This window comes from Blautia sp. MSK17_66 (assembly GCF_020538025.1).
GTDB lineage: Bacteria > Bacillota > Clostridia > Lachnospirales > Lachnospiraceae > Blautia_A.
In genome coordinates this window covers 13,678-33,886 of sequence record NZ_JAJBNQ010000013.1, presented here as the reverse complement: position 1 = coordinate 33,886, position 20,209 = coordinate 13,678, and the positions used below count along the sequence as shown (strand labels likewise).

Here is a 20,209-nt window from a genome sequence, read left to right as displayed (position 1 = left end):
ATTTATTCTAAGATTTAAGACTATTAAATATTTCAATTTTTCCTTCCAGAATCAAGATGCTCAACGCATCTTTCGTGCTGCGCACTTACGATTCTGTCAGGATCGTGCCAGAAAAAGTAAATGTCTGCTTCGCAGCCGCTTCCTTTTTCTTTGGGCACGATCAGTTTGCGACTTTGACCATGCTGTGGCGAACTACGAATCCCTTGTAGGTGTAACCCTTCTGGAGTTCCTCTACAATGATGTTCTCGCCAACAGATTCATCCTCCACATGCATCACTGCATTATGGAAATCCGGGTTGAATTCCTTGCCGACAGCTTCGATCGGTTCTACTCCCATGCCTTCCATCGTAGTGATAAGCTGTTTGTAGATCTTCTGCATGCCATCTGCAAACGGATCACCTTCCGGAGCCTGTGCAAGACCTCTTTCGAAGTTATCCACAACCGGAAGCATCTTCTCGATGATGTCCTTCGCACCGATCACATACATACTGGATTTCTCCTTCTCTGTACGTTTACGGAAGTTGTCAAACTCAGCCATGCTTCGCTTCAGTCTGTCTGTCAGTTCTTCAACCTGCTGCTCTAATTTATTGTCCTTTTTCTTCTTGCCGAAGAAAGATGTTTTGGATTTTGTTTCTTTATCGTCATCTGCCTGGGCAGTTTCCTCCGCCTGTGCGTCCTGTCCTGCCGTTGCTTCCGGCGATTCTTCTGTCGGCTCGTTCACAGTTTCTGTTTCCGGAATATCCTTCTCTGTTTCTTCCTGCTCATTTGCCGCATTTTTATTTACTTCTGACACTTTTTTTTACCGCCTTTCTGCTCTGGCTTCTAGCCGTCTTCATTGCTTTTATTTTTGGTGAAAACCTGATCAAGTTCTACCTTGAGGGTCTTCAGACTGTTTACCACATTCTCATAATCCATTCGTTTCGGACCTACAATACCGATCGTTCCATGCATTCCTTCGCCCAGCTCATAGGTTGCAGTCACAACACTGCAGTCCTTCATAGTCGAGATCGGAAGTTCATCTCCGATATACACCTGAACTCCGGTACTGTCATCTGCCATACGCTCCTTGACTAGATCCACCAGCTGTTGTTTCTCTTCAAATGTGGAGATCAGGCCGGTCGCCTTCGTCGTATCGGATAACTCCGGATACTTAAAGAAGTTCGTGGCTCCTGACGTATAGATTTCCATATCGTCTTCATCAACATGAATCGTAGCTGCAACTGCATCCAGCACTCTTGCCACCAGTCCGCTGTGAATGCCTGCCTGTTCTTTCAATCTGGCGATCATGCCAAGGTTGATATCCTGGATCGGCAGTCCGTTCAGATTGGTATTCAGAAGCAGGTTCAGCTTCAGGATCGTCTCATCGTCCATCTCTTCATCCAGATCGATGATCTGATTTCGGATGACATTGCCTTCGCATACAACAACTGCTACCAGCTGCAATTCATTGACACGGGATAACTGAATAAATTTCAGCTTGCTTCCGCTGTACTGAGGAACGGAAATCATCGTCGCGTAATTGGTGTTGGAAGCAAGAACACGTGCTACTTTCTTAAGCACCTTATCCATCTTGTCAGTCTTCTCAATCATCAGATTACGGAGTTCCTCGATCTCATCCTCCTTCTCGCGCATCAGCTCATCCACATAAAGCCTGTAGCCCTTATCGGAAGGTATTCTTCCTGCCGATGTATGTGGCTGAACAATATATCCCATCTCTGTCAGATCAGACATCTCATTCCGGATTGTTGCTGAGCTGACATTCAGATCCTTATCCTTGGAAATCGTCCTGGATCCTACCGGTTCGCCTGTCTCCATGTATGTTCTGATGATCGCCTTGAGAATTCGTTTCTTACGATCTGTCAGTTGTTCATCCATGTTCCCAGCTCCTTTCCGTTTAGTCTGTTAGCACTCATCATTAAGGAGTGCTAACATCTATAGTGTTAAGATAGCACTGTCGTAATTATTTGTCAACAGATAATTACGAATTTTTTGAAAAAAACACAAAAATCACAGTTCAGACACAGATTAAGGAAATCTGACATTTCTCGACCTTCCCCATCTGATATCTTTCCTGTGATTTTTAATTTTTGTTCTGTTCTGTACAATTACAGGCCGCTTCTGCGGATGGACTCTACCACTTCTCTGATCTTCTCCGGCGGAAGCACCAGAGCGAAACGTACATAGCCCTCTCCATGAGGTCCAAAACTTGCTCCCGGTGTCACGATCACACCGGCTTTTTCCATCAGTTCCATGCAGAACGCCATACTGTCCGTCCGTCCTTTCGGGATTTTGGCCCAGACAAACATCGTTCCCTTGCCATTCGGGAGTTCCCATCCGATCTCTCTGAGTCCATTGCAGAGGGCATCTCTTCTCTCCTGATACATCTGGCACTGCTCCCTGACGCTCTCGAGCGGTCCTTTCAGTGCAGCGATCGCGGCTTTCTGAATAGGAAGGAACATTCCAAAATCAATCTGGCTTCTAAGTTTACGAAGTGCGGCAATCACATCCGGACGGCCCACCAAAAAACTGATCCTTGCTCCGGTCACATTGAAGGACTTGGAAAGACTGAAGAACTCCACTCCGATTTCCTTCGCACCTTCTGTTGCCAGAAAACTTCCCCCATGCGCCCCATCAAAGATAATATCGCTGTAGGCATTGTCATGGATGATCAGAATGTCATACTTTCTGGCAAATGCCACGATTTCTTCATAAAGTCCCGGCGTGGCGATACTTCCTACCGGGTTGGACGGAAGAGAAACTACCATATATTTGGCCTTTTTTGCAACTTCTTCCGGGATATCCTTTACATATGGAAGAAAATCATGCTCTGCCACCAGTGGATAATAGTATGGTATTGCTCCTGCCATCAGGCTTCCCGCTGCAAATACCGGATAACACGGATCCGGAAGAAGAACGACATCCCCTTCATCACAGAGTGCCATTCCCAGATGTCCCATGCCTTCCTGGCTTCCGTAAACGGTCATGACCATATCCGGTGTCAGCTCAACATCAAATCGTTTCTTATAATACTCACAGACTGCTTCCAGAAGCTCCGGAAGGTCTCTGAGGCTGTATTTCCAGTTGTTATCATCCATGGCAGCTTCTGCCAGGGCCTTCTTGATGTGTTCCGGCGTCTTAAAATCCGGTGTTCCCACACTCATATTATAAATTTTCATACCCTGCTGCTCCAGCTCCATCCGTCTGTTGTTCAGGGCCGCAAAGATTTCCTCTCCAAATCTGTCTAATCTTTTGGAAAACTGCATATCGACTCCCTCTTTCTACATAATGGTTTTATTTTATCACTCTCTCCATTACTGTACAAGAGTAAAGTGTAAATATTTTGCAGTTACATCACTGTTCTGCGATGCCGGACTTTAGGATCTTGTTATATATATATCAAGATGCCGGATTCTCCTTACGCTTCCAGTTCTTCCAGATTTTTCTTCAGTTCGATCATCTTGTCTCTGAGCTCTGCTGCCTGTTCAAAGTTCAGGTTCGCCGCCGCCTCACGCATCTGTTTCTCAACCTTCGTGATCAGCTTCATGAGTTCCTTACGGTTCATGGACTCCGGATCCTTTTTCAGCTTATCCTCTGTCTCAGCAACCGCTTTAGAAACCGTGATCAGGTCACGGACTGCCTTTCTGATCGTAGTAGGTGTGATTCCATGTTCTTTGTTGTATGCTTCCTGAATACTTCTTCTTCGTTCTGTTTCCTGAATCGCATTTCTCATGGAATCCGTCATCACATCGGCATACATGATAACATGGCCTTCGCTGTTTCGGGCTGCCCGTCCGATCGTCTGGATCAGCGAAACCTCTGAACGGAGAAATCCCTCCTTATCCGCATCAAGGATGGCAACCAGCGTGATCTCCGGAATATCCAGACCCTCTCGCAAAAGATTGATTCCAACCAGCACATCAAACACATCCAGACGCATATCACGGATAATTTCTGCCCGCTCCAGTGTATCAATATCCGAATGCAGATATCTGACCCGGATTCCCACATCCTTCATGTATTCTGTCAGATCCTCCGCCATTCGTTTCGTAAGAGTCGTGATCAGAATCTTGTGTCCCCTGTCCGTTTCTTTGTTTACCTCACTGATCAGATCATCAATCTGACCCTCGATCGGGCGAACCTCGACCTTCGGATCGAGAAGACCTGTCGGACGGATGATCTGCTCTGCACGCAGAAGCTCATGCTCCGCTTCATACTGTCCCGGTGTTGCCGAGACAAACAGAACCTGATCCAGTTTATTTTCAAATTCATCAAAACTCAGCGGACGGTTATCCTTTGCCGAAGGCAGACGGAAGCCATAATCCACCAGTGTCTGCTTGCGGCTCTGATCACCGGCATACATTCCTCCGACCTGCGAAACGGTCTTATGGGACTCATCTATAATAAGAAGAAAGTCGTCTTTAAAGTAGTCCATCAGGGTATACGGCGGCTGTCCCGGCTTAAGCCCGGTAAGGTGTCTGGAATAATTCTCAATACCGGAACAAAAACCTGTTTCCTTCATCATTTCTACATCGAAATTCGTTCTCTCGGCAATTCTCTGTGCCTCGATCAGTTTATCTTCACTTTTAAAATAGGAAACCTGTTCCTTCATTTCTTCCAGGATCGCATCCGCTGCCTTCTGGATTTTTTCCTGCGGCACAACATAATGGGATGCCGGAAAAATCGCCGCATGCTTCAGTTCATTTCGTATTTCGCCTGTCAGTACATCAACTTCTGTGATACGGTCGATCTCATCTCCGAAAAATTCCACGCGGATCGCACGGTCTGAATAGTTTGCAGGAAAGATTTCCAGTACATCTCCACGCACGCGGAAGGTGCCTCGGTGAAAATCCATCTCGTTACGGTTATACTGGATATCAATCAGCTCCCTGATCACATCGTCCCTGTCCTTCTCCATGCCTGGACGCAGGGAGATCATCATGTCGAAAAATTCTTCCGGTGCACCCAGACCATAGATGCAGGATACGGAAGAAACCACAATGACATCTTTGCGCTCGCAGAGTGCCGCTGTCGCAGAAAGCCGAAGCTTGTCGATCTCGTCATTGGTGGACGCATCCTTCGCGATATAAGTATCGGTGGACGGGACATATGCCTCCGGCTGGTAGTAATCGTAATAGGAGACAAAGTATTCCACTGCGTTCTCAGGGAAGAATTCCTTCATCTCTCCGTAAAGCTGCGCTGCCAGTGTTTTATTGTGCGCAAGTACCAAAGTTGGTTTGTTAAGCTTTGCGATGACGTTCGCCATGGTGAAGGTCTTACCGGAACCGGTGACACCCAGCAAAGTCTCGAACTGGTTGCCTTCTTTAAAGCCCCTGACCAGTTTTTCGATGGCCTGGGGCTGATCGCCGGTTGGTTGGTATTCAGAGTGTAATTTGAAGATTTGTTGTGAATTTTGCACAAAAGCACCTCCTGGTTTTTATATCAAAAAAGTTCGTCTATCAGGCAGAAAAAATAAAACTAACGCGAATGAATTAACACTCAAATGTAGGAGATATTATATCATGGAATTTAAACGTCTTACATTTATAAAATCCCTCAGAAATGTTCCGAGGGATTTTTCTTTCAATTTAATTTCTTTAACCATTCATCAGGTTCTATAGCTGACACTACAGAAGTCTCAAAGTCTGCTGTATTTCGAGTAATTATATAATTTGCCAAAACTTCCTCGGCACATCTATCCTGCAAACAATCTTCAAAATCTTTGAAGTTATCCATTTTGATAGCTTTCATGACTGCTTCCTGAGATGCAGACGCTACTTTTAGAATCTTGCAGACCTTTTCTAACCATGATCGTCTTGTCTCTGCCGGGACTTTTCTGAGAATGTACCACAGATTAGGCAAAGAGTGAAATGCCATATATCCCTCTGCTTCTCCAGATGCACATTTCTCCATCACATGCAACGCAGAATCGTAAAACGGTTCTCTTGCAACAAGAAAATCAATAATTACATTCGTATCAATCAATACTACCATATTTTTCCCTTCTTGCTGCTTCCAGCTCTGCATCCGGATCAAAGTTATCCGGCAAATATTTTTTTGCTTCATTTCTGGTAGCTACCAGTTCTTTAAACGCCTGCATTTTTTCATCTGGTTTCTGAGACGGATAGATAACACTGGTATATGTTTTCTTTGATATTAATCGCTGAATCACTTCAATCAGAAATCCTACATTATCATCGGACATATCCTGAATCATCTGAACAGCCTGCTCCTGTAACATAGTCATATGATACACCGCCTTTCCTTTTTTATGCAAATCATTATTTTCCTACTTTAATTATAACTGCTTTACACCTGTTTCTCAATCAATATTTTCCATGTATCAAATTTACTGTTCACTCCGTTCACAGCAACGGAGACAAAGTATTCCACTGCGTTCTCAGGAAAGAATTCCTTCATCTCACCGTAAAACTGAAAGAATAGTTTTCCTAACTTTTTCTGCATCAACAGGCTTCGCAATATGTCCGTTCATTCCTTTTTCAAATGCCTTTTTTCTGTCTTCCTCAAATGCATTGGCTGTCATAGCTATGATCGGAATACCGGCTTTTTTCTTATCTGCCAGCCTTCTGATTGCCTGAGTTGCCTTATATCCATCCATGTTCGGCATCTGGATGTCCATAAGGATCAGATCATAGGTTCCTGCTAGTTTCTGTTCCATCCTTGCCACACATTGAATCCCGTCCTCAACACGATCAACAATAAGTCCCATATCCTCCAGGATAAACTCTGCGATTTCCGCATTCAGGTCATTATCCTCAGCCAGCAGAACATGTTTTCCGCTGATCCAGTCTGTTTCCTCTGTATCCGGAGACGGATTCGTATCCTGCTCGTAGTAACCCTTATCAGCAATCCTGTATTCCATGATAACTGTAAATTTGCTTCCTTCTCCCAACTTACTTTCTACTTCAATGCTTCCGCCCATCATATCAACATACTTCTTTATGATTGGCATTCCCAGGCCTGTTCCCGCAACCTTTCCAGCTGTTGTATTGCGTTCCCGGGCGAAAGCCTCAAACAGGGATGGCAGGAATTCTTCACTCATTCCAATATCTGTATCAATTACCTGAGTCTGTATCCGCACATAGCCTCCCCTGTCACAGTCAAGCTCTGTGATCCTTATGGTAACCGTTCCCCCTGAAGCTGTATATTTTATCGCATTGCTGAGCAGATTGAGAAAAACTTCCCTGTTCTTTGTCTCATCGCAGATTACATGTTCATGCAGCACGTCATACTCCATCTCAAGATGGATTCCCTTTTTCTCCGCTTCTATCTGAAAAATTCTGTAAACTCCCAGATAAATATCGCTGATCTTCACATAATTTTCATCCAGTTCCATCTTACCACTTTCAATCCGGGCCATGTCCAGCACATTATTGATAATAGACAGCAGCAGATTTCCGGACTGTTCCATCTTTTCCTGATAATCCAGAAGCTTCGGATCTGTCAGTTCCCTTTTCATCAGTTCACTGTATCCTAGCAGGGCATTCATCGGTGTCCGGATATCATGTGACATATTGAAAAGGAAATCTGATTTGGCAGCATTGGCCTTTTCTGCTTGAATCTGGGCTTTTCTTGCTTTTATCATCAGGTAACCTATAATCAGTATAATAACCAGGGTCACACTTACAAAACTAATAGAAACTACCCGCAGATTATCCTTTATATAATCTGCCAGAGTAACCTTTCCCGGTGTGTTTTCATATACAGAAAACAAACTTGAAAGTCTGGACGCAGGCAGGGTCTGAATGGTTTTATTCAGGATATTCATTAATGTTGTATTTTCCCTGGTGACTGCAAAGCAGGAATCGCCGGATTTCGTAAGAAAAACGCTGTGCATTTTGCTGTCCTCCAGCGTCTTTAATGACTGTCCTGCCTTCACAACAAAGCAGTCTGCCTCACCACTTTGGACTGCTTTCTCAACCTCAGCAGATGAGTCATATTCCTTTATTTTCCAGAAAGGATAATTAAAAGAAATATACCACTTTCCTAGCAGGTTGCTTCTGCTCACTGCCACTGTATTCTCTTTATTTTCGTCAAACTTCTTAGCACCGGTGAGCACTGCAGCATTGACTTCAAAAACAGTATTTGACAATATAATATCGTTCTGCTCAGCTTCATATGGATTCTGATTCATATGAAAAATCATATCAATCCTGTTATCCTTTAATGCCTGCAGCTCTTCCTCCTGGGAATCAAATCCTGTCGTCTGAAATTCTATATTTTTTTCTTCCATACAGTCGGAAGCCAGACTGATATAATCGTTAAGAATTCCTACCGGTTCCTCTGACTCTTCATCCACCAGGCTGACACCCACATCATTTTTCAGATATCCAATCCTGACCGCCCCATGCTGTTCCAGCCAGTTCTGCTCCTCATCCGAAAGAGTTTCAATAGGATTTGCTGAAAGATACCTCTTATAAAGATCTTCTTCATAAAAAGGATTCTCTTTTTCTATCTTCTGCATTGCCTGATCCAGCTCCTCTTTAAGATCCGGGCATTTTTTGCTGACTGCAAAATAGTTATAGGAGCTGCCGATCAGAAGAACAGGAGAAATGTTGTCTCTTTCCCACTGTGGAGACTCATTTAAAACAAATCCGTCAATTTCCTGATTTTGCATTTTCTGACAGGCATCATCTGTGCTGGTAATATCAACCTTTTGCGTGTCCACTCCATGACCTTTCTCCCACTCATAGAACCGTCTTGTAGAAAGTGTATCCGGCATCACCCCGATCCTCTTCCCATTCAATGTAGTCAGATCTGAAACTGAGATATCTGTATCAGAAGGATTTATATAAAGGTAATATTTCTCCTCGCCCATAGGCAGTTCTGAAAAGAGCATGGAAGTGGAACGTTCCTCTGCATAGGAGATACCTCCCAGCAGATCGATTTCTCCACTTTTCAGCATGCTCATCAGTTCGGCCCAGTTTCCCTCCACATATTCATACTTCCATCCGGTATGTGCAGCCACTGTCTGCTGATATTCGTAACAGTAGCCTCTCTTCTCACCGTTTGGTTCTGTGGTATTATAGGTGCCCTCATACCAGCCTACTCTGACTGTCCGACTTTTTGCTTCCTCTGCTGATACAGGAAGAGTAAGTACAGTAATATATAAAACAAGGCATAATAAAATACAGATATACCTCTGTACATTTATCTTAAACTTTTTCATATAGCTCTCTCCAAATTATTCGATATCTGTTCCTGTAAGAATATCCTTTCTCTTACCGATAGCAGTGCATATCCTGTTTCTCTATTGTACCAAGATGTCTGCTCTTCGGCTAGCCCTAAATATGCAAAGGTTCTACTTTTTTCATAACTTCCAAAACTGCCCGGATCACTTTACCATGGAGTTGTAGATTTTTTCGGACTGAAAAATATCGGACAAAAAAGTAAAAAAATTGCGATGCATAGCCCTTTTTTACCACACATCGCAATCTTTTAATCTACAATACTTTGGAAAGAAACTCCTTCGTCCTTTCTTCTTTGGGATTTCCAAACAGTTCCTTCGGGTTTCTGTCCTCAAGGATCACCCCGTTGTCCATAAAGAGTACCCGGTCACTGACTTCCCTTGCAAATCCCATCTCATGGGTAACAACCAGCATGGTCATGCCTTCTTTTGCAAGTTCTTTCATAACCTCAAGAACCTCCCCGACCATCTCCGGATCAAGGGCTGATGTCGGTTCATCAAACAGCAGTACTTCCGGGTTCATCGCCAGTGCTCTGGCAATCGCAACCCTCTGCTTCTGTCCGCCGGAGAGCTGTCCCGGATAAACATCCGCTTTCTCCTCAAGTCCCACTCTTTTCAGAAGCTTCCTGGCCCTCTGGTCTGCCTCTTCTGCCTTCCATTTGCCGAGGCGTACCGGCGCAAGCGTAATATTTTTTAATACGGTCATGTTCGGAAAAAGGTTGAAATGCTGAAAAACCATACCCACATTTTCTCTGAATTTATCAACATTCAGTTTCGGATCCAGAATCTGCTGCCCGTTTACTATGATCTCACCTTCCTCCGGTTTTTCCAGGAGATTCAGACAGCGCAGGAAAGTGGATTTTCCGGAACCGGACGGACCAATGATACAGATACACTCACCTTTGTTTACATGAGTTGTGATTCCCTTTAATACGTGTATGTCCCCGAAGGACTTTTTCAGATTCTTAACATCAATCACTTTCTCTCAGTCTCCTTTCAAATCTCTTCAGAAGAATGCTCAGGCATTTCACGATCAGATAATACATGATACCTGCTGCGACCAGCGGAATGAACATCTGATAGGTACGGGAAGAAACATAGCTTGCCGCTTTCGTCAGATCCATGATTCCTACATAACCCAAAATAGAAGTCTCTTTGATCAGCTGGATAAACTCATTGCCCATTGCCGGAAGGATTGTTTTTACTGCCTGCGGAATGATAATGAAACGCATGGTGTCTTTATATCCCAGACCAAGAGAACGGCCTGCCTCACTCTGACCTTTGTCTACAGACAAAATACCTCCACGGATAACCTCGGAAACATATGCACCACTGTTAATGCCGAAGCTGGCCACTGCCGCCACATATCCCAGTCTGCTGTGGAATACTGCAAAATAAATAATCATCAGCTGAAGAACCGACGGTGTTCCACGAATCACATCAACATAAATATCGGCGATTGTCGAAGGAATGGTTTTTCGGCCTTTTTTTGCGGCTCCAAGGCGTACCAGAGCCACCACAAGACCGATCAGAATACCCACGATCACGGACAGAAGTGAAACGACCAGTGTAATTCCAAGACCGTTGATATAAAACTTCCAGCGATTATCCTGAAGGAAAATAAAGCTTAAAAGTCCCAGGAATCCGTCTGCTGCAGCTACATCGGTCACATCATCGCTATTATCCACTGTATCTACAAAATATTTCTGGTAAAGATCATCGTAAGCACCGGATTTCTTAACCTTTGCGAGTCCGTCATTGATGATCTGAACAATCTCTGCATTTCCCTTTTCAATACAGAAAACGGTATCCTCAGCTGTACTTGGCACAGACTCATACTGCAGATCAGAATTCTGTTTGCAGTAGATTTCAGCCATGATATTGTCGATCAGGACTGCATCAGCTCCGCCGTTTTTCAACTCCATCACCGCACTGGAAGCATTTTTGAATCTTTTTACCCTGGCATCTTTGACTTCACCGTAATCTGTAGTCTCGCCGGATGCGATCATATCACTCTGTGCACCCTCCAGAACTGCAACGGTCTTTCCTGACATCTCCTCAAAATCTTTGATCGGATTATCCTTACGGCTGACAATGCATTGTGTACCCGTATAATAGACATCAGAAAAATCTACGCTCTTTTTGCGATCCTCGGTAGGTCCTATTCCGGCAGCGATCACCTGCACATCACCAGCCTCCATGGAACCCATCAGGGAATCGAAAGGCATATCCTTCCACACCAGCTTCACATTTTCTTCCTGGGCAATAGCCTCCAGAAGATCGTAGTCAAAACCTGTAATATTTCCATCATCGTCCAGATATTCAAACGGTGAATACTCTGCATTCGTTCCTACGATGATGGTCTGCTGATCCGCCGCTCTTACTGGCACTGTGCTGCCGAAATATACTGGCAGAGCCATGATCATACACAGTACAAAGCAAATAAGAGCTCTGCTTTTTCCATTGCGTTCCATTGTTTTTCCTCCTGTTATTCGTATTTTTTTCCGTAGCCAAAAGCGCCTTCCATGCCACAAATGCCCGCAGCAAAGACAGATGCTTCTTCAAGGCTCTCACGGATCGCAGTTTCCTCATCCATGCCATCTTTTACTCTTCCAATATATCCGGTAAGGAAAGAGGCGATAAGGGAATCTCCCGCGCCGAGAGTGTCTTTTACTTCTGTAAGAGGAGCCGCTTTCTGAGCAAAAAATTTCTCACCGTTATAAAGGATGCAGCCTTTCGCACCTCTGGAAGTCATGGCAAGCTTTGGTCCCATGGAGATAATCTTTTTCAGATGTGCTTTTGCCTCCTCATCGGTTCCATCAAAAGAACAGAACGCATATGTAACATCCGGTGCTGTTTTTTCATAATATTCTTCTGTGGAATCATCAGAAAAATCAAAGGAAACCGGAATTCCGGCCTCTTTGATCTTGTGGAGTTCGCTCTCAGTAAAAGAATAATTTCCACTATGTACTACATCGAAGCCTTTCATATATTCCACATCAGAATCATCGAGGATATATGGTGTTTTACCACGAATGCCGCCTTCATTAAAGTCCAGGAACTCACGGTCTCCGTCCTTTAATGTAATTCTGGAATATCCGTTTTCACCGTGAAGCTGTTCACACTTTACAGTTTCCACACCAATTTTTTCCAGAGCATCCATGATCAGTTCCGCCCAGTCATCATCTCCAAAATATCCCATGTAGGCTGTTTTTTCACAGCCTGCCATTTTTCCGTAAACGCTGACATTTACGCAGTTACCGCCTGGATACATGGTCTTCAGATGATCATAGATATCTACAACATTATCTCCAAAACCAAGGAGTTTGGTACTGTATCTGCTCATTTTTTCTCCTTTCCCTGTGCACAGGCACAGCAGCATTTTTAGTATTCCACAACACCCATATATCTTCTCATATCCAGCGGATGACGGCGTTTATCCTGCAGTGCGGTACGGTAAACCGTTGTCATGGTATAGAAAAGCATTGGTGTAAAATATTCCACACAGCTGTCATCGATCGCTGCCATTCCAAGCTTGTCTGCATCGATCACTTCATATTTTTTTCCATATTTCTCGAGGAAGGTCAGAACACGTTCATCCATCATACGGTTTCTTCCACGACTCATCATAAGGATATAAAGGTGATTCTCATCTGTCACCTCAAACGGTCCGTGGAAATATTCTGCACTGTTCAGATATCCGCAGTCCATCCACTGCATTTCCTGAAGGGAGCAGATAGCAAAACCATACGCCTGTGAATAAGATGCTCCTGATGCCATAATATAAAGATTCGGCTCCTCAGAATATTTTTCTGCAAAAAGCCATGCGGCATTCTGCTGATCTTTTACTGCTTCTGCAATGATGGCATCAATTTTATGAAATCCCTCTGTAATCTTGTCATAAAGCTCATATCCCGGCTCCTGGACTTTCATAAGTTCATTCAGAAGATTGAGAACGATTCCCTGTGGTTTCTCTGCCTCTTTTACTCCCGGCGCCCAGTCATATACGATGGAAATCCACTCCGTAGTATCACAGGCAGATCCCGGTGCATGTGTCAGGGTTACAACTGCTGCCCCTGCGTCCAGTCCTGTTCTGGCAGCTTCCAGGCATTCTCTGGTCTTTCCACTGTGTGAACAGATGATCAGCAGGCTGTCTTTTCCAAGTTTCTTCGGCGGAGTCAGGGCAAATTCCCTGGCCGGGATCCACTGTGCATCCATCACTGCAGACTCTGCACGCAGGAAATAATATCCCGGATATAAATCTACCAGAGATCCTCCGCATGCAAGAAAATACACGTTTTTAATCGTACCATGCTCTTTACTGATCTTATTTACAATTTTTACTGCGTCCATTTTTCATCCTCCAGTTTTCATGATCTTAATCTAAAAATCTTCAGAGTCCTTTAAAAATACAGGGTTTTGAAGACTTTACAGACTTGTTTTTCATTTTTCGCTTTTACGATTTACTTTTTTAAAGAATATAACATATTATAACGTTATAGTAAAGAGTATATTCATTATTTGTGAGTAATTATTCATGTTTTCCTGATGAAAAGCCCTCCGGATCCTGTATCTCACTGGACAAATACATCCGTACTATAGTAAAATACTGATTGTGAACATCATCAGAAAGGATTCTTTTCATGTTAAATAAAAATTCAATTCAGCCTCTTTATAAACAGCTTATGGATATCATTGCCAGCCAGATCAAAAACGGAACATACAAACCTGGAGAAAAAATCCCCACAGAACCAGAACTAGCAGAACTTTATCAGGTCAGCAGGATCACTGTGCGGCGAACCGTTGAGGAACTTTGTACCCAGGGGTATCTTATCAAACATCAGGGAAAGGGAACTTTCGTGAAGTCTCCTATGATCTTCCGCAAGTTTGAGACTCAAAAAAACATGAGTTTTTCTGAATCCTGCCGTCAGAATGGACGGGTTCCCCATTCTCATGTGCTGACCTTCTGCCGGAAAGCTTCGGATAGCATAACTTCTGATTTTCTCAAACTTGCCTCTGATGAGGAAGTTTTTTTCCTGGAGAGACTTCTTCTGGCTGATGAAATCCCTGTTATTGATGTACATACCTGGCTTCCAGTACGGCTTTTTCCGAATTTTGATCCAGATGCTGTGGAAAATGGATCTTTTTTTGAATATCTGAAGTCTACTTACAGATATTCCATTGCCGCTTCCAGCAGAAGTACGGTTTCTGTTACGGTTGCATCAGCAGATATGGCGCAGACTTTAAATCTTTCACCGGGAGATCCACTGATGATACTTGATTCCTACATGCAGACTCCAAAGGGAGAACCTTTATACATCAGCCGTGAATATATTGCCGGCTCCCGCTATACCATATCCTTCTGACCCATTTCCCTTGCAAATAATATCCTGTTACAGAAAAAAAGTACAGGACAGACGAAATGTCTGTTCTGTACTTTTTGTTATGCCATTATTCTACTTCTTCCGGCTCCATGCTCACGACATGGTTCCCGCCATTTCCCATAACATCAATATCGTACTTCTGTCTGTATTCATTGAAGTATGAGTAGTATTCCGCTGTGTCTGTCGGATAAACCTTGGAATCATGGATATGAAGATCCGGGTCTTCTTCTCCACTCTTCATAAGCGCCATCATAGCACTTGCACAGTGTGCTGCGATACGGCCGAAGCTATTCAGGATATCATTGAATACCGTTCCTTCTTCCAGACCACAATCGCCCTTGCTGAGTCGTGCGACATGATGCATCTTGAGTTCATCACAGAGGTTCGTGATGACCGCTCCCAGAGGAGCCACTCTCTGTGCTGCCTCTCTGTCATCTTTCATAAAGGCATTGCAGGTCACATTGATCTCCTCACGAACTGCCTCCATAACGATGTTCAGTTCATCCCAGGCTGCCTGGGAAAACTGTGTATGATTGTCATGCATTTCATTGGCCATATGTGCAATGTAAGATGCATGATCCCCGATTCTCTCAAAGTCATTGATCGTATGAAGATACAGGGAAACCTGTCTTGTCTGTGCTGTATTCATCTCACGCTTGGTAAGCTGGATCAGATAATCTCCAAGACGACTCTCGTACTTGTCGATCAGGTCTTCCTTACGCTGAACCTTGTCATATTTATCCTGCTGATAATCATTCAGAAGGTTCATCGCTCTGTTGACATTCTTACGCAGCTTCTTGGACATTCCGTTCATTGCACGGTGGCACTGACCGATGGCAAGTGCCGGATAGTTAATCAGACGCTCCTCAAGGAGGTCAAAGTCTGCCTCATCCTCCAGTTCCTCAGCACTGTCTTTGACCAGATAACATACCAGTTTCTCAAGCTTCGGAATAAATGGGAACAGAACCACAACTGTTGCCACACGGAATACGGTATTCAGAGCTGCAATGGTTACAGGAGTCATGATCATATCCATAAATTCGAAATGAACGACTGCATTGACTGTGTAAAAGATCACGGACCACAAAATCAGACCAAACAGGTCATTCATCAAGTAGATCAGTGCTGTTCTCTTGCCATTCTTATTCGCTCCAATCGCAGAGATCAGAACCGGACAGGCCGCACCGACACCGATACCAAGTACAATCGGAAATGCACTTGCAAAAGTCAGGATACCAGTTACAGAAAGTGCCTGCAGTACACCAACTGTCGCTGATGCACTCTGAAGTACTGCGGTAAACAGAATACCTACCAGAATACCCGCGATCGGGTTGGAGAACATTGTCAGCATATCAATAAATACTTCACTCTCACGCAGAGGTGACACAGCACCACTCATCATCTGCATTCCTGTCATAAGGATAGAAAAACCAAGCATGATATTTCCGATGTTCTTATGTACAGACCGTTTGCAGAACATACGGAGGATGATACCAATCACCGCTACTACTGCTGAGATCGTTGCTGTGGAAAGAATACTCGCGATCCCGCCGGATCCCTTAATATAGGAAAGACAAAGAATCCATCCTGTAATACTGGTTCCGATGTTGGCACCCATGATGATACCAATCGCCTGTTTCAGTTTCATCATACCGGAGTTTACAAAGCCAATAACCATTACCGTTGTTGCTGAGGAAGACTGGATCACACTGGTAACACAAGTTCCCAGTGCAACTCCCTTCAGCGGAGTGTTGGTCATACGATACAGAAATGCCTCCAGCTTATTTCCTGCTACCAGCTTCAGGCCATCGCCCATCAGAGACATTCCAAACAAAAATAGTGCTACTCCTGAGAGTAAAGATAAGACCATTGAAAATATTGCCATAAGTTTCTCCTCTGTTGTCTTTTCGCTCTGCATGAGTCTGTGCAGAACCGACACCTTCTGTTTTTTACGTTTTCTTAACTTTCTTTTCTCTTAGTTTTAACATTGCCTTATTTATTATGCCATATTCGCGAGCTGATTACAATATTTGATTAATTTTATATCAAAAAAGCCTCCCGGATTTTGTTCCGGGAGGAATATTTTGTGCGAAATGAATAAAATCCACAGCCATTTCAACGACTCTATTCTGATTTATCGGATATAGATCCCATCCGCTCCCAGATATGCTCCCTTCGGGCATTCTGTCTCTGAGTGCTCTCCTGCAAGTTTGAAAGCCAGAGAATAGTCCTCCTCCATCAGTGCCTGCAGTAATTTGCGTGAAATTCCGATCCGAATCTTACGTTCCTCCGGTTCTTCATGCTTCTCAGAAAAATACGGGACCGTCAGTGCGATCTCTGCATTCGCACCATGAAGACTCAGACCGCTTTCCTTATCCAGAAACAGCTCACATATCGGTTCATAATACGCTCTGTAAAACTCTTTCTGTGTGAATGCAACCTGCTCTCCCTTTGCATCGCAGGCCGGTTCTCTTAAAATCCCGCACAGATATCCATGATCATAATAGGTCATGCATACAACTCCGGGATCCGGTTCTGCACCATTCACTGTACCGATCGCCTCCAGCTGCTGTGCTCCCTTCTTAAGTGCCTGCTCACGGCGATTACTGCCTCCCTTGGCTTCCCACACGCTCCAGTTCTCCTCGCCGGATCTGCGACCGATCATCTCCTGTCTCCATTCACTTGCAAAGAAATCAATAAATTCCTCCTGCTGTGGTGCATGGATCAGACTCAGATGTGTCAGATAATCAACATCGTACAGACGATTGCTGATCATCTTTGTCAGAAACATACCCATATAATAGGAAATCACACTTTTCTCCGAAGAATCCAGATAGGCGATCTTTTTGGCCTTTTTGAGTCTGTCGCCTTCTGTCTCCAGCGCTGTCTCCACCAGAAAAAGTTTATAAATTGCTTCCATTCTGCGTTTCTCAGGATAGAGTGCCGTCAGTCTCTGGATCGGCATCCCGCAGGTAATGATCGAATGAAGGAGTTCCTTATTTGAAAACTCCAGCTCTATAGTCTTGTTTATCAGCACACTGTCACTGCTGTTGTCCTCTGTTTCCAGCGATATTGTATAAGTTTTATCTTCTGTCAGGATCATTTTTTTCTCCTCGTATCTCTCCGCCCCTCAAAGGCGTTCAGTCTGCGTATATTATAGCATTTATCTTCTCTTTCACGCAACGATATTTCTCGAAAAAAATGACCGGCCTTTCATAAAAGCCAGTCATTTCGTGATATCTTATTTAGTTCATGTAAGCCTTGAGCCAGGCATATACTTTCTTCTGGCGATTCTTATAAGTTCCTACCTGATTTCCTGTATCTGTGCTCATTGCCTTATAAATATTGTCAAGCGTATAACCGCCTTTTGTTTTGCCAAGTACTCTGGTCACAGAGCCATATCCTCCATGATGGCGGATGTTGATGCACTCGCCCACTGCTCTTGCATCCGTTACCCCAAGTGCACGTACTTCTTCTTCGTATTCCTCGATCTGCTTATACATCAGATAATCCTGGCATTTAATACCTGCCGGTGATTTGATCAGATTTACGATGATCTTTGCTCTTCCGGATTTCTTGGATAACTTATAGGTTGACCAGTCTTTGTTCACAACATCATTCCATACATAATTCTTTGGATCATATTGCTTATAAGTTTCCGGGCTTGTTGTATGGATCAGTTTCAGAAGTCGCTGTGCCTCTGTCGCATACCACTGACCTGCACCGATCGTGATCGCATGCTCTGCCTTGCTGTTGGTGTAGGCTTCTGTGAAATCATCATATCTCTGATTTCCATAAATCTGTCCGCCTGTTTCCACAGCATAGAGGATTTTTTTCATTACTTCCTTCTGAGCACTGGTGAACTTCGAACCTGAAACAGATTTCTTTGGTGTCGTCACTGCGTTGCTCTTCTTCAGAACACCGAGATACTTGACATTACCAGCCTTCTTATAGGCTCTTACAGTATATATATATCTGGTATTTGACGCTGCAGTTTTGTCTGCGTAAGATGTTTTGGAAGCATCCACATCCGCTACAAGACTCCACTTACCACCCAGCTGCCTGTAAATGCGATAGCCATCTGCTCTGTTCACAGCCTTCCAGGAAACATTTACCTGGTTACTGGAAACTGCCTGGACCGTTGCGGTTGTGCCAGATGGTCTGGTTGCCCCAAGAACGGAAGTATATTTACTTAAAACATTCTTACCTTTTTCTTTGCAATATGCCCGTACTGCGTACTGGTATACCTTTGCCCCCGGAAGATTTCTGTCCAGATAGGTCGTTGTACTTCCTGATGTTATCTTGCGATATATCTTATAGGGTTTTCTCTGAGACTCCCGTCGATATATGATATAGCCATTCGCACCAGAAACCTTATTCCACTGGATTCTTATTGCCTGCGTTCCGGAAGAAGCCACAGCTGTCCTGACTGTCTGCTTTGCAATACCGGATGATGCCGCATTTACAGATATCCCGCTCCCCAGCAGCATCATAAGCATCAACAGCACTGAAAGTCCGTACATCTTACATCGTTTATGTATCCCTGCCATTTTCATATTCTGTTCCTTTCCAATACCCCACAAGTTTGGTTTCTATTTTGTACCATAGAATATTGTAATAAACTTTCCTGAAAAAGGCAAGCATATTTTACGTTTTTTTTAAATTTGTTACATTTATCTTACATCGCCTACAAAAAATAATGCCATTGTCCCCGGTCCGGAATGTGCTCCGATCACTGCACCGACATCATTGATCAGTTCTGTTGTGATATGATATTTTTCTTTTACTTTTGCCGCAAGAAATTCCGCCTCCTCACGACAGTCACCATGACTGATAAAGATCGTATCGCAGGATTTCGCATAGCTTCCGATCTTGGTATCCATCAGTGTCACCAGTTCAAGAAGTGATTTCTTTCTTCCTCGCACCTTTCCTATCGGAATCAGTTTGCCCTCGTCATCCACATGCAGGATTGGCTTGATATTCAGCATTCCGCCAAGGATTGCTGTTGTCCGGGACACACGCCCTCCACGATAAAGATGATTCAGATCATCTACGGTAAAAAGATGTACGATATTTTTTTTATGTTCTTCTGTCCACTGAGCAACGCTGTCGAAGTCAGCCCCCTCTTCCTTGCGGCGCTGTGCCAGATAAACCAGAAGCCCCTGTCCCAGAGAAGCGGCCAGGGAATCTACAACCCGGATCTTTCTCTCCGGATACTCCTCCATCAGTTCCTGTGCTGCGATACGACAGCTGTTAAAGGTTCCACTGAGTCCGGAAGAAAACGCGATATGAAGGATATCCTTTCCCTCCTTAAGATATGGCTCAAAGAGTGCTCTGACCCTTTCCGGATTCACCTGTGAAGTTGTCGGCATGCTTCCTGCACGCATTTTGCTGTAGAACTCCTCTACCGGGAGAAAGTTTTCCTTTGTATATTCTTTTCCATCCAGAGTGTAACTGAAATATGTGCATCCGATCTGATGCTCTTTGTAAAATTCTTCTGGAAGATCGGCATTATTGTCCGTGGTAATAACATAATTATTCATAGCTGGTCCTTTCCGGCATCCCACCTTGTTTCAGGCTGTAATTTTATTATCCTTTTTATTTTAACACACCGTCAATC

Annotated in this window: 16 protein-coding genes; 1 reads left to right on the top strand and 15 read right to left on the bottom strand. The window is 44.0% G+C overall.

The window, feature by feature from the left end; genetic code table 11:
• Positions 1 to 160: 160 nt before the first annotated feature.
• The 11 genes from grpE to LIR34_RS08290 all read right to left on the bottom strand — a co-directional run bounded on the left by grpE (position 161) and on the right by LIR34_RS08290 (position 13,558).
• Complete coding sequence (gene grpE, locus LIR34_RS08340; protein WP_173901808.1) at positions 161 to 793, bottom strand: nucleotide exchange factor GrpE; 633 nt, start codon at positions 791 to 793, stop codon at positions 161 to 163.
• A gap of 29 nt (positions 794 to 822) precedes the next feature.
• Positions 823 to 1,875 carry a heat-inducible transcriptional repressor HrcA gene (hrcA, locus tag LIR34_RS08335; RefSeq protein WP_161284048.1) on the bottom strand — a complete coding sequence of 351 codons (1,053 nt, stop codon included), beginning with the start codon at positions 1,873 to 1,875 and terminating at the stop codon, positions 823 to 825.
• 230 nt (positions 1,876 to 2,105) lie between these two features.
• Entirely contained in the window at positions 2,106 to 3,263 is a 1,158-nt protein-coding gene (locus LIR34_RS08330) for a pyridoxal phosphate-dependent aminotransferase (RefSeq protein ID WP_173901807.1), read from the bottom strand.
• A gap of 152 nt (positions 3,264 to 3,415) precedes the next feature.
• The gene (gene uvrB / locus LIR34_RS08325) at positions 3,416 to 5,416 is read right to left on the bottom strand and encodes an excinuclease ABC subunit UvrB (protein ID WP_173901806.1); all 2,001 of its coding nucleotides are present in this window, start codon (positions 5,414 to 5,416) and stop codon (positions 3,416 to 3,418) included.
• A 164-nt stretch (positions 5,417 to 5,580) separates the two neighbouring features.
• Complete coding sequence (locus tag LIR34_RS08320; RefSeq protein WP_173901805.1) at positions 5,581 to 5,991, bottom strand: PIN domain-containing protein; 411 nt, start codon at positions 5,989 to 5,991, stop codon at positions 5,581 to 5,583.
• Positions 5,975 to 6,244: a hypothetical protein gene (locus LIR34_RS08315; RefSeq protein WP_173901804.1), complete on the bottom strand. Its 270-nt coding sequence runs from the start codon at positions 6,242 to 6,244 to the stop codon at positions 5,975 to 5,977. Before LIR34_RS08315 ends, LIR34_RS08320 begins: the two co-directional genes overlap by 17 nt.
• Positions 6,245 to 6,418: 174 nt before the next feature.
• Positions 6,419 to 9,187 carry an ATP-binding protein gene (locus LIR34_RS08310; protein ID WP_173901803.1) on the bottom strand — a complete coding sequence of 923 codons (2,769 nt, stop codon included), beginning with the start codon at positions 9,185 to 9,187 and terminating at the stop codon, positions 6,419 to 6,421.
• Between the two features lie 274 nt (positions 9,188 to 9,461).
• On the bottom strand, positions 9,462 to 10,184 hold the full coding sequence (locus LIR34_RS08305) for an amino acid ABC transporter ATP-binding protein (RefSeq protein ID WP_161284045.1): 723 nt from the start codon (positions 10,182 to 10,184) through the stop codon (positions 9,462 to 9,464).
• Positions 10,177 to 11,679, bottom strand: coding sequence for an ABC transporter permease subunit (locus LIR34_RS08300; protein ID WP_173901802.1), 1,503 nt, complete (start codon positions 11,677 to 11,679; stop codon positions 10,177 to 10,179). The genes LIR34_RS08305 and LIR34_RS08300 overlap by 8 nt, the downstream gene beginning before the upstream one ends.
• 14 nt (positions 11,680 to 11,693) lie before the next feature.
• A complete protein-coding gene (locus LIR34_RS08295) occupies positions 11,694 to 12,551 on the bottom strand; it encodes a PfkB family carbohydrate kinase (RefSeq protein WP_173901801.1) in 858 nt (285 codons plus the stop codon).
• Positions 12,552 to 12,589: 38 nt separating this feature from the next.
• Positions 12,590 to 13,558: an SIS domain-containing protein gene (locus LIR34_RS08290; RefSeq protein WP_161284042.1), complete on the bottom strand. Its 969-nt coding sequence runs from the start codon at positions 13,556 to 13,558 to the stop codon at positions 12,590 to 12,592.
• A gap of 290 nt (positions 13,559 to 13,848) precedes the next feature.
• Here LIR34_RS08290 and LIR34_RS08285 point away from each other — a divergent pair, with 290 nt between their 5' ends.
• Positions 13,849 to 14,571, top strand: a complete 723-nt coding sequence (locus LIR34_RS08285; protein WP_173901800.1) for a GntR family transcriptional regulator — start codon at positions 13,849 to 13,851, stop codon at positions 14,569 to 14,571.
• Positions 14,572 to 14,656: 85 nt separating this feature from the next.
• On the opposite strand, the gene LIR34_RS08280 is transcribed toward LIR34_RS08285, so the two are convergent.
• The 4 genes from LIR34_RS08280 to LIR34_RS08265 all read right to left on the bottom strand — a co-directional run bounded on the left by LIR34_RS08280 (position 14,657) and on the right by LIR34_RS08265 (position 20,132).
• Entirely contained in the window at positions 14,657 to 16,474 is a 1,818-nt protein-coding gene (locus tag LIR34_RS08280; RefSeq protein ID WP_173901799.1) for a Na/Pi cotransporter family protein, read from the bottom strand.
• Positions 16,475 to 16,723: 249 nt separating this feature from the next.
• Entirely contained in the window at positions 16,724 to 17,692 is a 969-nt protein-coding gene (locus LIR34_RS08275) for a hypothetical protein (protein WP_173901798.1), read from the bottom strand.
• Between the two features lie 142 nt (positions 17,693 to 17,834).
• On the bottom strand, positions 17,835 to 19,139 hold the full coding sequence (locus tag LIR34_RS08270; protein ID WP_173901797.1) for a fibronectin type III domain-containing protein: 1,305 nt from the start codon (positions 19,137 to 19,139) through the stop codon (positions 17,835 to 17,837).
• A 123-nt stretch (positions 19,140 to 19,262) separates the two neighbouring features.
• Entirely contained in the window at positions 19,263 to 20,132 is an 870-nt protein-coding gene (locus LIR34_RS08265) for a DegV family protein (protein ID WP_173901796.1), read from the bottom strand.
• Between the last annotated feature and the right edge of the window lie 77 nt (positions 20,133 to 20,209).

What these genes read in the sequence shown, in the direction of transcription:
- hrcA (WP_161284048.1), bottom strand. Translation starts at nt 1,875, where the DNA reads ATGGATGAACAACTGACAGATCGTAAGAAACGAATTCTCAAGGCGATC.
- LIR34_RS08330 (WP_173901807.1), bottom strand. Translation starts at nt 3,263, where the DNA reads ATGCAGTTTTCCAAAAGATTAGACAGATTTGGAGAGGAAATCTTTGCG.
- LIR34_RS08320 (WP_173901805.1), bottom strand. Translation starts at nt 5,991, where the DNA reads ATGGTAGTATTGATTGATACGAATGTAATTATTGATTTTCTTGTTGCA.
- LIR34_RS08315 (WP_173901804.1), bottom strand. Translation starts at nt 6,244, where the DNA reads ATGACTATGTTACAGGAGCAGGCTGTTCAGATGATTCAGGATATGTCC.
- LIR34_RS08310 (WP_173901803.1), bottom strand. Translation starts at nt 9,187, where the DNA reads ATGAAAAAGTTTAAGATAAATGTACAGAGGTATATCTGTATTTTATTA.
- LIR34_RS08300 (WP_173901802.1), bottom strand. Translation starts at nt 11,679, where the DNA reads ATGGAACGCAATGGAAAAAGCAGAGCTCTTATTTGCTTTGTACTGTGT.
- LIR34_RS08295 (WP_173901801.1), bottom strand. Translation starts at nt 12,551, where the DNA reads ATGAGCAGATACAGTACCAAACTCCTTGGTTTTGGAGATAATGTTGTA.
- LIR34_RS08290 (WP_161284042.1), bottom strand. Translation starts at nt 13,558, where the DNA reads ATGGACGCAGTAAAAATTGTAAATAAGATCAGTAAAGAGCATGGTACG.
- LIR34_RS08285 (WP_173901800.1), top strand. Translation starts at nt 13,849, where the DNA reads ATGTTAAATAAAAATTCAATTCAGCCTCTTTATAAACAGCTTATGGAT.
- LIR34_RS08280 (WP_173901799.1), bottom strand. Translation starts at nt 16,474, where the DNA reads ATGGCAATATTTTCAATGGTCTTATCTTTACTCTCAGGAGTAGCACTA.
- LIR34_RS08275 (WP_173901798.1), bottom strand. Translation starts at nt 17,692, where the DNA reads ATGATCCTGACAGAAGATAAAACTTATACAATATCGCTGGAAACAGAG.
- LIR34_RS08270 (WP_173901797.1), bottom strand. Translation starts at nt 19,139, where the DNA reads ATGGCAGGGATACATAAACGATGTAAGATGTACGGACTTTCAGTGCTG.
- LIR34_RS08265 (WP_173901796.1), bottom strand. Translation starts at nt 20,132, where the DNA reads ATGAATAATTATGTTATTACCACGGACAATAATGCCGATCTTCCAGAA.